Source organism: Dialister sp. CAG:357, from assembly GCF_000435155.1.
GTDB lineage: Bacteria > Bacillota > Negativicutes > Veillonellales > Dialisteraceae > Dialister > Dialister hominis.
On record NZ_FR896465.1, the window covers coordinates 1 to 13,170 of the forward strand.

11 protein-coding genes and 3 tRNA genes are annotated in these 13,170 nt (G+C 50.4%); 10 read left to right on the top strand and 4 right to left on the bottom strand.

Annotated elements, in window-relative coordinates; translation table 11 throughout:
* Nucleotides 1-837: 837 nt before the first annotated feature.
* The 3 genes from M3200_RS08095 to M3200_RS08105 form a co-directional block, all read right to left on the bottom strand.
* Nucleotides 838-2,316, bottom strand: coding sequence for an FAD-dependent oxidoreductase (locus M3200_RS08095; RefSeq protein WP_022383028.1), 1,479 nt, complete (start codon nucleotides 2,314-2,316; stop codon nucleotides 838-840).
* 219 nt (nucleotides 2,317-2,535) lie between these two features.
* Nucleotides 2,536-2,612: transfer RNA gene (locus tag M3200_RS08100), tRNA-Arg, on the bottom strand.
* A 4-nt stretch (nucleotides 2,613-2,616) separates the two neighbouring features.
* Nucleotides 2,617-2,692, bottom strand: a tRNA-Trp gene (locus tag M3200_RS08105).
* A 472-nt stretch (nucleotides 2,693-3,164) separates the two neighbouring features.
* Between M3200_RS08105 and M3200_RS08110 the strand changes: the two genes are divergently transcribed.
* The 10 genes from M3200_RS08110 to M3200_RS08155 all read left to right on the top strand — a co-directional run bounded on the left by M3200_RS08110 (nucleotide 3,165) and on the right by M3200_RS08155 (nucleotide 12,875).
* Nucleotides 3,165-4,343 carry a GspE/PulE family protein gene (locus M3200_RS08110; protein WP_022383029.1) on the top strand — a complete coding sequence of 393 codons (1,179 nt, stop codon included), beginning with the start codon at nucleotides 3,165-3,167 and terminating at the stop codon, nucleotides 4,341-4,343.
* Nucleotides 4,344-4,348: 5 nt separating this feature from the next.
* The gene (locus M3200_RS08115) at nucleotides 4,349-5,347 is read left to right on the top strand and encodes a type IV pilus twitching motility protein PilT (protein ID WP_022383030.1); all 999 of its coding nucleotides are present in this window, start codon (nucleotides 4,349-4,351) and stop codon (nucleotides 5,345-5,347) included.
* A 30-nt stretch (nucleotides 5,348-5,377) separates the two neighbouring features.
* Entirely contained in the window at nucleotides 5,378-6,571 is a 1,194-nt protein-coding gene (locus M3200_RS08120; protein ID WP_022383031.1) for a type II secretion system F family protein, read from the top strand.
* 369 nt (nucleotides 6,572-6,940) lie between these two features.
* Nucleotides 6,941-7,585, top strand: a complete 645-nt coding sequence (locus tag M3200_RS08125) for an HAD family hydrolase (protein ID WP_288178238.1) — start codon at nucleotides 6,941-6,943, stop codon at nucleotides 7,583-7,585.
* A 244-nt stretch (nucleotides 7,586-7,829) separates the two neighbouring features.
* Nucleotides 7,830-8,990, top strand: coding sequence for a hypothetical protein (locus tag M3200_RS08130; RefSeq protein WP_022383033.1), 1,161 nt, complete (start codon nucleotides 7,830-7,832; stop codon nucleotides 8,988-8,990).
* Nucleotides 8,991-9,034: 44 nt separating this feature from the next.
* A tRNA-Arg gene (locus M3200_RS08135) sits at nucleotides 9,035-9,111 on the top strand.
* A gap of 989 nt (nucleotides 9,112-10,100) precedes the next feature.
* Complete coding sequence (locus M3200_RS08140) at nucleotides 10,101-10,499, top strand: YbjN domain-containing protein (protein ID WP_022383034.1); 399 nt, start codon at nucleotides 10,101-10,103, stop codon at nucleotides 10,497-10,499.
* A 67-nt stretch (nucleotides 10,500-10,566) separates the two neighbouring features.
* Complete coding sequence (locus M3200_RS08145) at nucleotides 10,567-10,725, top strand: hypothetical protein (protein ID WP_022383035.1); 159 nt, start codon at nucleotides 10,567-10,569, stop codon at nucleotides 10,723-10,725.
* A gap of 727 nt (nucleotides 10,726-11,452) precedes the next feature.
* Nucleotides 11,453-11,767, top strand: coding sequence for an ArsR/SmtB family transcription factor (locus M3200_RS08150; protein ID WP_022383037.1), 315 nt, complete (start codon nucleotides 11,453-11,455; stop codon nucleotides 11,765-11,767).
* Nucleotides 11,768-11,909: 142 nt separating this feature from the next.
* Nucleotides 11,910-12,875 carry an NADH:flavin oxidoreductase gene (locus M3200_RS08155; protein ID WP_022383038.1) on the top strand — a complete coding sequence of 322 codons (966 nt, stop codon included), beginning with the start codon at nucleotides 11,910-11,912 and terminating at the stop codon, nucleotides 12,873-12,875.
* 55 nt (nucleotides 12,876-12,930) lie between these two features.
* On the opposite strand, the gene M3200_RS08160 is transcribed toward M3200_RS08155, so the two are convergent.
* On the bottom strand, nucleotides 12,931-13,170 hold a 240-nt coding region (locus tag M3200_RS08160; protein WP_288178236.1), incomplete at its 5' end, for a cyclase family protein.

Here is a 13,170-nt window from a genome sequence, read left to right on the forward strand (position 1 = left end):
AAATTATTTATCCCCCAAATTTCCGTGAAGAGCCTTAAATTAAATGGTATTGGAACCATTATTGGAACGGTAGACTCTCAAAATAGTTTTGGAGCAATGATTCGTTCAAATTTCAAGGTTTAATTTGATTGCAATGACAATATAAAACCAATTCATATGAGTTTTGAGGGCAATGAAATATTCTAATCCTAATTGACTGATTTTATCCCATTGCATATATTTTTCTAATCTTGTAAAATATCTGTACAAGGAAAAACGGCAACGTTTTGCAGGACTCTCATTTTCGGATGGGGGTCCTGATTTTTTTATTTGGAAAATCATCCATTCCCAGCTCTTTCCCCTGAATATGGTAAGATGTAAGCAAATGGTTAATCGTTACGTGTAAAATCAGCGCTTTCCCTGGAGGGCTTATAAGCAATTTTTCTTTTCTTGTTTATCGTTCGTCGGATGAGGATGTCTCTGTCAATGCTATCGTCAAGGATGAGTCTGTCTGGCTATCGCAGAAGGCTATGGCGGAGTTGTTTGGTGTCAGCAAATCGACGATCAGCAGGCATTTGAAAAATATTTTTGATGAGGGTGAGCTATCGAAGGAAGCAACTGTTGCAAATTTTGCAACAGTTCAAATGGAAGAGATGTGAAAATCTTAAAACCACGCTTTACTCAATGTAAGTAACCCTTTTCAGCAAAAAATTTAATGTAGTAAATTAGAAAAACCAGTTGTTTCAAAAATTGCAACAACCACTCTTCAAGGAAAATAAAAAATCCAACAAAAAAGAAACCGCTCAACCCGAAGCGGTTTCTTTTTTATACCTTATATCTTTTTCCTTATTTCCTTACTTATTCTTTCCCCATGATTTCTTTGGCGATGACGTAGCCTTCGGTGTAGTTATGGCCGAGGTTGAGGCCGAAGATGTCGAGCGGGTAGTCGATGCTGCCGTAGAAGTTGCCGGCGAGGTTGCCTGCGGCGTAGAGGCCCGGGATCGGGTTGTCGTCTTTATCCAGGCACTGCATCTTTTCGTTGATGACGACGCCGGAGCAGCCTACGGTGAAGCGGATGTGGCGGTGTACGCCGTAGAACGGTCCGACTTCGACGGGGCAGAGTTTTTCTGCCGGGACGCCCATTTCTGTATCTTCTCCTGCTTTGGCCATTTCGTTGTAGTGTTTGACAGTTTCAAGGAAAGCAGGGATGTCTTTGATGCGGAGCTTTTTGGCGAGTTCTTCGAGGGTGTCTGCTTTGTAGGTGTCGATGAGGTCTTTCATGACGCCTTTGTGTTCGGAGTCTTCTTCCGGCATCCAGTTCTTGAGGGATTCGGTATCGTCGACGGTCATGCCGATTTTCTTGGCCTGGTCTACGTAGCGGGAGTCGAAGATCTGGCAGTAGTGGCCGCTGTCTTCGGCGAAGGTGAGGTAGCAGTTCATGAGTTCCATGCCGACGGTTTCATCGCAGAAGCGTTTGCCGTTCAGTTTCACGCGTAGGTACGGAGCGCTCATAAGGGAGGTCGGGCCGGAATCCATGTCGTGGGCCATCTTGGTGTGGCCGACGTTTTCCATGCGGCCGCCTGCCCAGACGATCATCTTGTGGCCGTCGCCGCTTCTGCCTGTTCTCTTCAGGGCGAAGTTCGTCATATCCGGGAGGTAGTAGTCCATCATGGACTTATCATTCGCATAGTCGCCTGTGGCAACGACGACGCCTTTCCTGGCTTTGAAGAGGATGTGTTTTCCTTCATGCTCGCCGATGACGCCTGTCACTCTGCCGTTTGCGCCCTGATCGAGCATGACAGCCGGGGTTTCGTAGAAAATGTCGACGCCCTTCTTCTCAGCCAGTTTGCACATGGCCTTCATGGCAGCGCCGGTGTCGTATGGTTTCGGCCCGAAGACGCAGGTCGTGAATTCGATATGCCAGCCGGTTCTCTTCAGGAGTCCTGCATGGGCATTCGTTCCCATATCGACGACCTGGGCGCCTGCTTCCTTGCCCTTTTCAATCGTCCAGAGAACGGCCTCGCCGGATTTCTTGGCCCACATATCGAGAAGCTCCCTCTTGGCCCTGTGGCCGGAAGCAGCTTCGAGCATGGAAACGCACTTTTCCACGTCGACAGGATCGCTCTTGTCCGTCAGGATGCCTGCGCCGAAGTTTCCGCACGCAGCCGCTTCCTTTTTCTTCTGGAGAATGGCGACCTTCGCGCCCAGCTCCGCTGCCTTCAAAGCACACGGAACGCCCGGAGAACCTGCGCCGATGACGACGATGTCGTACTCCTTCGTATCCGCAATATCCGTAATCGGATCCGGCTTTTTGAAAAATGATGGAATCTCTTTCATAAGTCTGACCTCCCCTTTCTATAAAAAATGGAATAGTACTATATGGTATTATCTTTCTATATCTATTATAGTCTTTATAGAGAGGTCAATCCATGGACATAAGATAGAAATTGTCCTATTTCTTGCTTTTCAGCATACATGTTTTTTATGGAATGCAGGAAAAAGAAAAATCCTTTTTTGCGCACGAAAAAAGACAGCGGAATCCGCTGTCTTCATTGCTGGTGACCCAAGAGAGATTCGAACTCCCGACACCTTGATTCGTAGTCAAGTGCTCTATCCAGCTGAGCTATTGGGCCAAATTGGCAGGGGCAGAGGGACTCAAACCCACAACCTACGGTTTTGGAGACCGTTGCTCTATCAATTGCGCTATGCCCCTGTGTCTCAGGTTTTCTCAACCATATGACTTAAATATAATAACAAACGGAAAGCAAAAATGCAAGGGGGTGTAAAATTATTTTTACAAAATTGCTTCAAGGCGCAGGAGAAGGGAGGAAATCCGCACATGACCGCCCCTCGGCGATTTTTTCCTTAATATTTGTTATAATATAGGAAATTTCTTTGACTCGCCTTCCCAGACGGGGAAGGTGCCTATATAAGTTCAAAACAAAACCATTGATTTTTCATTTCTCATCGCAAGCTGCCCCCAACGGAGGGAAGTGCCCGAAGGGCGAAAGGGGTGCAGTTTCTAAAAAGGGGCGGATAGGGTTGATTTCTCCACGGCTGTGCCCTGGTTGTATGGTTTTCAAAAGGTGCAGTTTCTAAGAATAGGCTTGATTTCCTAGAGCTGTGCCTTGGTTATATATTTTCCTTCCTTTCGGTTTTCTGGTAATTCTTATCCGGAGGTTCTTATGGAAGAAGTGCGTGCGCCGACGGCGGAGGCGGCTCTGCGGCGGATCCTTACCACGGCGGTCCGCGAGCGCGTAAGTGATGTGCATATCGAGCCGCAGGAGTCTTTCATCCGCGTGCGTTTCAGGCGGGACGGGATTCTGTACGACCGCTTCACGATGATGCTTGCGATGAAGAAGCCGATATCCGTGCGCGCCAAGGTCGTCGGGAGCATGGACATCGCCGAGAGCCGGCTGCCGCAGGACGGGTCGTATTCGGAAACCGTGGACGGCGTTTCCTATGATTTCCGCATTTCCACGCTGCCCTCCCTCTACGGCGAGACGATCGTCATCCGCATTCTCTCCGGGAAGGTAGATTTCATAGAGAATAACCATCTCGGGATGATGGATGTCCAGGAAAAGCTTTTCATGAAGTGCCTTAGAAGGAAAGCAGGGATGATTCTCACGACCGGGCCGACCGGTTCGGGAAAGACGTCGACGCTCTATGCGGCGCTCCGGCTCCTGAATGACCCTTCGGTGAATATCATCTCGATCGAGGATCCCGTGGAGTACCGGATCGAGGGCGTGACGCAGATCCAGGTGAATAAAAAAGCAGGGCTCACCTTCGAAAAAGGCCTCCGCTCGATCGTCCGCCAGGATCCGGATATTCTGATGGTCGGGGAAATCCGCGACAGGGAGACGGCGGAAATCGCCGTACATGCCGCGCTGACGGGACACCTCGTCCTGTCGACGCTTCACACGGTGAATGCAGCGTCCGCGCCGCTCCGTTTGATGGACATGGGTATCGCTCCCTACCTTCTGGCGGATTCGCTCTCCCTGATTATTTCCCAGCGCATCCCCGGGCGCCTCTGCCCGCATTGCAAAAGGAAAGTCACGCTGACGGAGGAAAAATTCGCCGACCTTTCCCTCCCGCAGGAATTTCTGGGAGAGACGGTCATGGATGCAGAAGGCTGCGAGGAATGCCATGGGAGCGGCATCGCAGGGCGAATCGGCGCCTTTGAAATGATTGAAATCGGACGGGAAGAGCGGCAGATCATCCGCGGGGGCTTCTCGGCCGACAAACTGCAGGAAAGAATGAGAGCGCAGGGCCAGCCCGATATGGGCGCGGCGGCGCTTCGCGAGCTCCGGAAAGGCTGGATTTCAGCAAGATCAGCCTCCCAGGTCATCGCGGGAGAGGACTGAGCAAATTGGATATAGAAAAACTCATGCAGACGTATCCGAATCTGACGGATGTGCACGCCACGCAGGATGAACCGCTGATGATCCGCGCAGGCGGCGCGCTGAAAAAGCTTCGCGAGACGGCTGGAGAAGATTTCTTCACGGCGCTTTTCACATCCTACGTCAATGAAGACAGAATGACTGCATACAAAAAAGAAGGCGCGCTCGATACTGCCTTTTCCCTGGGAAATACCCGCTTCCGCCTCCATATTTACAAGAGCGGAGGGAAACCGGCCGCCGCGATCCGCGTCCTGCCCGAGCTCTCCGCACTCCCTGCCGACCCCGACAAGGCTTTCTTGGACAAACTCTCTGCCCTTGAGCACGGCCTTGTCCTCATCACAGGCCCCTCGGGAAGCGGCAAGAGCACGACGCTCGCGCACATTCTCCTGACAGCCGTGGCCAAGCGCCCCTGCCATATCGTCACCCTCGAAGACCCCGTCGAATACGTCATTTCCTCTGACAAAGCCCTCGTCCACCAGAGGGAAATCGGAGAAGACACGCCGAGCTTTGCCGAAGGCGTCATCGAGTCCCTAAGGGAGGACCCCGACATCATCGCTGTGGGAGAAATGCGCGACGCCGCCACCATCGAAGCTGCCCTGACCGCGGCCGAGACAGGCCACCTCGTCTTTGCCACCCTCCACACCACACGTGCCAAAGACGCATGCACGCGCATCATCCACGCATTTCCTTCCACGAGGGAAAACGAAATCCGGAGCATCCTTTCCTCCTGCCTGCAGCACGTCCTCACGCAGCGCCTCTGCCGGCCGGGCAAGGAAACCTTCCTCATGCGCGAAATCCTGACGAACGTCCCCGCCGTTTCCCACCTCATCCGGGAAGGCAAGGACGAGCAGATCCCGTCGTACATGGAAATGGGCCTCCAGAACATGCGCACCCTGAAGCAGGCAGCGTACGGCCTGAAGAATATCTCCGAAAAAGACAGAGAAAAACTCCTGAAAACCCTCGAATGATTCCCGGCGTAAAGCCGACACAAGATACATATGGAAACATACCTCTACAAAGTCTTCAATACCGAAGGAGCTATGGAAGAAGGCACCATCGGTGCCAGCTCTGGCGGGGATGCTGCAAATGCACTCCGCCTTCGCGGCTTTTCTATTATCTCCCTGACAAAAGAAGCATCGGAAAAGAAAGAAAGACGCAGCTTCCTGAAAAGGAAACCATTCTCCGGAGACGAGACACTCTCCGTCCTTGCCAGCGAATGGAGCGCCCTCCTCAAAGCAGGCCTCACCATCACGGCTACCCTGGCCCTCCTTGAAGAACAGGCGAAAAAACACGAGAAACCTATCCTCTCACGCGCCCGCGAGACTGTCATGGAAGGAAGGACCCTCTGGGAAACGCTCGATGAATCAGGCGCCTTTCCCCGCTTCTTCACCGCCTTGATTCAGGTCGGAGAAATGACAGGCACGCTCCCCGAAGAACTCGACCGCATCGCCGAGCACTACCGGAAGAAAGCAGAATTCAAAAGAAAAGCGGTAAGCGCCCTTGCCTATCCCTGCTTTGTCCTCCTCTTCGCACTGACCGTCCTTCTCACCATCCTGACATTCATCCTCCCCACCTTCGAGACACTCTTCGCCTCCCTGCAGATCACCCTTCCTGCCGGCGCGAGGATTGCTCTGGCCGCCGGGAAATTTCTTCAGGAAACAGGACGCTTCCTCTTCCTTCTGCCGCTTCTCTCGGCCCTCGGTCTTGGTATTTCCTTGAAGACAGAAAAAGGAAGAGAGAAAATAGACGAAATCCTCTACCGCTCCCGCTTCTGCAAACGCCTCCTCCTCATCCGCTTCGCAGCTACACTCTCTGCTTTCCTTGAAAGCGGAAGGACCCTGGGCGACGCCCTTGAAGACTGCAAGGATACCATAGGAAACCGCGAAGCAGAAAGAGCCCTCGAAGCCGTCAAGGAAGAAGTCACCAAAGGAAACGACTTCGCCGAAAGCCTCAAGAAAAGCGGCTTCTCCCTGCCCATCTTCTACCAGCTTACAAGGATCGGCATGGAAAGCGGCGAACTCCCGGACTTCCTCATGAAAGCCGCCGGCCTCATGGAAAGAGAGGCAGAAAGAAAAGCCAGCCGCTTCCGCGCCATCCTAGAACCCGCCATGCTCCTATTAGTAGGCGGCATGACCGCCATCGTCGTATTCTCCGTCATCCTCCCCGTCTTCCACATGGCGGCGAGAGTGTGAAGGGAAAAAAGATAAAACCATAAAACAAGAAAAAACAGAACGCAAGGAAAAAAAACATAAAAATCGCAAAAAAGCTCCCTATGAAGAGAGCTTTTTTGCGTGGGAAAATCAAAACCTTCACAACCGGACTTCGTCTGTTGGTAATCAACCCCTTTCGGCGCATGCGCGCCACTTTCCCCTGACGGGGACAGCTATAGTCTCGCTCCGCTCGCCATTCCTGAGCGTTGATTTTTCAAATCGAAGCGAACTTGTAATCAAATTTCCCTTATTATTTCATTCCTCTATTTCTATTCTTTCCCCATTTTCTATATAATTAAGGAATGTTAAGCAAAGTCTTTTTAAAAAATCGAGCGCAGGAGGTGCGTTAGTATAAAAGCTGTTATTTTTGATATGGACGGGACTCTTTTTGATACGGAGTTTATTTTCCAGAGGATCTGGAATGAGATCGCGGGCGAGATGGGCCTGGTGCTTCCGGATTCTTTCAAATATGAAATCTGCGGGACGAATGGTGCCGTGATGAATGGCGTCATTGAAAAGTACTACCATGTATCTGACGGACAAGTGATCCAGAACGAATGCCGCCGCCGTGTGGATAAGATTTTTGCCCGGTATGTGCCGGAGAAGCCGGGCTGCAGGGAAATCCTTCATTTCTTCCGCGAGCATGGGTATAAAATTGCCATGGGAAGCAGCAGCCGCATTACAAGGATCGAAGGAAATCTGCACCAGACGGGGCTTCGTGATGCCTTCGATGCCATTGCAGGGGGCGATGAAGTCGAGCATGGCAAGCCCGAGCCGGATGTATTTCTTCTGGCGGCCAGCCGCCTTGGTGTCGATCCCAGGGACTGCTACATCTTCGAGGACAGCCCCAATGGCGTTCGCGCCGGCGTCAAAGTGGGCATGAGAACGATCATGGTTCCTGACCTCATGCCCGTCACTGATGACCTCATCCCCATCGCCTACGGGATTTTCAAGAACCTCTCCGAAGCACAGGAATTTCTGGAGAAGGAAATATAAGGAAAATCAGGACTCAGGAATGACGAGCATCGCGAGTTCCGCATTGGCAAGAACGGCTGTATTACTGCGATGTGCTGAGTCCTGATTTCCTCTCTTATTCCCTATTTCCTTTATATAATAGAAATATATATAGAATAATATATTTCTCCCAATTCCCAAAAAATCACTTCTGTATTATACTTAAGAATGGAAAAGTTTACGAAAGACCGCGGAAGGCGGAATATATGGGAAAGGAGGCGCTGCGATGGCTTTATCGATCAGGGACATTTTGATACTCGACTACTTCGACGGCAAGCCGGTGCATCATAAGATACCGCCGTACAAGCTGAAGATTTACGGCCAGGACGCCAATGACCGGATCGGGCTTTTGTATGAGAATGGCTGGATCCGCTACAGCCGGCCGCAGGAGACGGTCAGCATGCTGCCGGACAAAGCACTCTCGGATTTCCTGAAGCGTTACGGTCTCTCCGGCGAAGGCTCGCATGCCGAGCTCACCGGGCGCGTCATTTCCCAGATTCCCGAGTCCGACTATGCCCACGGCGTGCCGAAGATTTACGTCCTCACCAAGGAAGGCAAGGCGGAAATCGGGCATCACATGGCCTACGTCCTGAACGTCCGTGAGAATTACGGCCTGACCGAAGGGGAAATCGGCGAATCGCAGAATACCCTCGCCCAGCGCGGTGAACCATATACCGCCCGGGACATCCTTTACCGCGCCTTCCAGCAGAAAATTTCCCTCTACATCATGGCCGGCGAATGGTCGAAGCTCCGCAACATGTACTACACTGTCGCGAATTTCTACCTGCGTATCAAAGACAACGAAGAAGCCCTGCCGTACCTGTACCTTGTCTTCTTCATGGACATGTCCGGCATGGGAAACAAAAACAACCTCGTCCCGTACGAGAACCTTTTCCCCACGCAGAAGGGCATGATCCTCCTGATGGATGAAATCCGGAAAGATCTCCACTACTCCATGGACGAAGTGAAGACATCCTTCCTTTCCTCCATCGCCCGCATGGCGCCGAGACTGCCATTCTCGTATTTCTCGCCGCAGGTCATGGCCTCCATGCTCCTCGAACGCCTCCGCGGCATCGACTTCAATGGAGCCAGGTACATCGTTCAGAGAAATACCCCGGATCCCTCCGCCAAGTCGTACCACTACGTACCGTACGGAAGAAGCGAAGCCAGGCCCAGATCCTACCACCCGCCCGTCGTGAAACCAAATTTCATGGCCCCGCCGGTCTTAAGGATGCCTACCTTCACCGCGCCCCCGCCCTTCAAGCCGGGCCAGTCCGCCCCGCCGCCAAGCCGCGAGCCCGTGCCAGAGAAGAAAGAAGAGCCTGTTTTAAGAAGAAAACCCGAAAAGAAAAAGGGCATCTTCTCCAAGCTGAAAGATCTGTTTTAGTCGTACTTGAAAAAGACACCATCATTTTGTAAAATAATACTAATGCGTTTGTAGCTCAGCTGGATAGAGCAGCGGTTTCCTAAACCGTGTGTCGGGGGTTCAAATCCCCCCAAGCGCACCAATGGAAATCAGAGCGTTCCCGAAAGGGAGCGCTTTTTTTGCGTGGAGAAATGGGAACTCACTTCGCTCGCCAGTCCTGAGCGGGGATTTTTATTTCTACGAGCGCAGCGAGGTCGTAAGGTTTTCCACGAGCAACGCGAGGTTTAAGGGTGTTTGACCTTGCCTCGTAGAGGAAGGTGTCGCTGAAGGCGACGAATGAAGTTCATTTCCTGGGCTGCAAGCCGGTTGTATGGTTTTTAAATGTGCAGTTTCTAAAAAGGCCGGGCGGATAGGGTTGATCATTCATTGAGTTTTAAAATCTAAAAAGGTTCTGCGAGCGGAGTGAGGTTGTTTGGTTTTTCTTTTCCCTTTGCGAAGCAAATAAGTGGTGTTGATCTTCCCAGACGGGGAAGGGAGTATGGTAGGGGAAGGGGTACGAAAGGTCCAAAACAAATAAGATTGGAAATCCTTTCTTTATTCCTTGTGAAGCTGCCACCTTCGGGGGAAGTGGACTGTATACCAGTTGAATCTTCTGTAATATCGGTAATGACTCAATTGTTCTGTACAGGCCGAAAGGGGTGCAGTTAATAAGTAAAGCATATTCCTTTTGTGGCGGTTAGGGTTGATTTCCCTCAACCTCCAGGCTGGTCGTCCGGTTCTTTCTTTTCCCCGCTCTGCGGTTGTCTGGTTTTTCATTTCTTTCCCAGTTTTCCTCCCAGCTTTTCTCCCTACACGGTCTTTTTCCTCTCTCCCCATCCTCTTTTATTTTTATAATCGCTATCCTTCCTTGTATCTTCCTTGCTGTTCTTTCAAAAAAGTCTGCTGCTTTTAGAAATTTCCCTCACATTTCCTTTCAAAAGTATACTTTCGGATAGTTTCATTCCATTTTGCGATAGGTTAGAGTAAATGCAGGGAAAAAGCTTTGGCCCTGGCAATGGCGCCGGGGAAGCTCTATTGATTTAGAAAGAAGGAATCGAAATGAACAAAAAAGCAGAAAGCTTCTAGGAATACTTGGATAAGAGAAAACTCAAAGACTTCGCCGTCGAAGAAATTGCCAAAGATCCATTGGAAACCGCCGTATTCCGCTCGCACATGCAGCTTGAAAACGCAAGACTGCCAATCATCGTCATCCTTGACAAGAGCATCTACGGCATCGTCCGTCTCCTTGTCGCTCAGAGCGCCAAGAAGAAGAACAACGAAAAAGCACTCGAAGAGCTCATGAACAAGTTCAATAAACAGTATAAAGCATTCAAATACTACCTCGACGACGAAGGAAACCTCGTCCTCGATCTCAGCATCCTCTGCCCGGAAGAAAAAGTAAGCGGCCCGATGATTTATGCCCTCTTCCAGAGCGTCGAAGAACACCTCAAGACCGCCTATCCGCAGTGGATGAAAATCATCTGGAAGTAATTCATACCGGGGATAGTACAAAAGAAGGGCGGGGAGGGCCCGGACTTTTGTGGAAATGGGAGGAACCATGTTAGGGATTGCGGCAGGAATTCTCGTAGGTGCCGTTTCAGGCGTTGCCTTCTACTGCCTTCTGTGCAGGAACGCAGAGTATATCGACGCATTCGACGAAGACCTCGTCAGAGAAAGATTTATGGAAGATATGAATAACAAAACAAGAATGGAATGATTCCGGGGAAGGAAGAATTCCTGAAGAAACAGCGTTTCCGGGAAGAAACACTATTTCAAAAAAGCAGGCAGCGGGAACTGCCTGCTTTTCACATGGGAAAAATTAAGAGTATACATAAAACAACTCGCCCGCTCGATATTCCAGAGTCCTGACTCTTGAGTGGAATCAGAGCAGCCCACCAATACTCGCCTTCCCAAATGGGGAAGGGAGTATGGTAGGGGATGGGGTACGAAAGGTCAAAAACAAATCAGATTTGAAACTTTTTCTTTATTCCTCTTGAGACCTGCCTCAGCGAGGAAGGATGTCACGGAGTGACAGAAAGGAGTGCAGTTCCTCGGACGAAGTCCGATTGAATGGTTTTGATTTTCCCCAAGGCGAAGCCTTGGTTTAAGGGTGTCAGAGCTCGCCCCGTAGGGGGAGCAAACATCATCTCCACGAGCAACGCGAGGTTTTACGGTTTTCTTAACCTGCCGCTCTCCGCCCATACGCTTTTATCTCATCCTACACCTATCTCTTTTCCTTATGCTTATTGAGAAAAAGTAATAACTTATAGTTGCGAGTGAATTGTAATTTTAATAATTCTAAATATTTTTGTTTTGCCATGCCTATAAATTTCTATCCGATAATATCGAGTAAAATCCAGTATAAAGAAATCTTTCGAATATGCCCATTTGTATTTATAAATCAAATATTGACAGATTATAAATTCTCAATATATAATTAAGACATGAATGAATTAGAAATCTTCAAGGCTCTATCGAACCCTATACGGCTAAACATCATAAAGTGGCTGAAGGAACCGCAGAATAACTTTCCACCCCAGGGACTCCATGTGCCGGAGGGAGACCGTTTTGACAGAAGTGTCTGTGTTGGATCGATCTGCGAAAAGACTCAGATTTCCCAGTCGACCATCTCACATTATCTTGATATGATGCAGAGAGCAGGTCTTTTGGAATCGCGCCGTTTCGGCAAGTGGACATACTACCGCCGCAACGAAAGGAACATCAGCCGATTGTCAGAGTTCATCCGTAACTCGTTATAACCGGTCATTATAAGGTATAATAAAGACGGCAGGAAATCCTGCCGTCTTTTTTTGGGTTTATGTATCTAATAAACGAGATACATTTTGGAATATTTCATGTAAATTCTCATTTTGAAGGCAAAAGCCGGAAAGGACTGTTCACATGATTGAAAAACCATTTATCCTCGCAGGAAAGAAACTCTCCACACGTCTCGTGTTCCCGCCGCTCGCGACCGAAAGCTCAGACGGCGGCAAGCCGAACGAAAAAATCACGCAGCACTACTGCGCCATCGCAGCAAACCCGAACGTCGGCATGATCATCACTGAGCACAGCTACGTCGATCCACAGGGCAAAGCAGACCCGCACCAGATTTCCTTTGCCGACGACTCCGTCATCGACGCACAGAAAGCCATGGTGAAATCCATCCGCAACGTGCGCCCCGACATCTGCCTCCTCGCGCAGATCAATCACGCAGGCGCCAATACACGCAAACTCTACACAGGCATGGATCTCGTCTCCGCCTCTGACATCAAATGGACCAGAGACCAGGCAAGAGCCCTCACCGTCGATGAAATCCACGACCTGGAACAGAAATACATCGCAGCAGCCCTCCGCGTCCAGGAAGCCGGCTATGACGGCGTAGAAATCCACTGCGCACACGCTTACCTCCTGAACCAGTTCTACTCGCCGATCACCAACCACAGAGACGACGAATACGGACCGCAGACCATCACCAACCGCCTCCGCTTTACCCTCGAAATCATCCGAGGCATCAAAGCCAAAGCCAATAAGAACTTCATCGTCTCCGTACGCTTGGGAGGCTGCGACTACAAAGAAGGCGGCAGCACCATCGAAGACGCATGCGCAGCAGCCAAACTCCTCGAAAGAGAACACATCGACCTCCTGAACCTCTCCGGCGGCACCTGCCAGATCTTCAGACCGGGCCACGCAGAACCAGGCTTCTTCACCGACATGTCCGAAGCCGTCAAGAAATGCGTATTCACCCCGATCCTCGTAGCAGGCGGCATCACAACAAAGAAAGAAGCCGACCTCTTCCTCCGTGAAGGCAAAGCCGACCTCATCGGCGTAGCCAGAGCACTCAACGCAGACCCGAAATGGGAAATGTAAAATAAGGAAACTAAATAAGACATTCAAAAAGGACCCCGAAAGAGGTCCTTTTTAGTTACATCGTCTCTGCAACTACCCTGCAGGGCAGTCCGGTCATGCCTTGGTAACGCATAGGGTACGTATTCATTATTACATCTTTATTTAGCAGTTCCTTCAAATTACACATGTTTTCAATGACGAAGACACCATGATCAGCACAGTACTGATCCTTGACAGGATGCTCGCGGCCGCGCCTGATCCCCGCAAAATCCACGCCGATCAATGAAATATGAAGATCGACCAATTTCTCAATCAA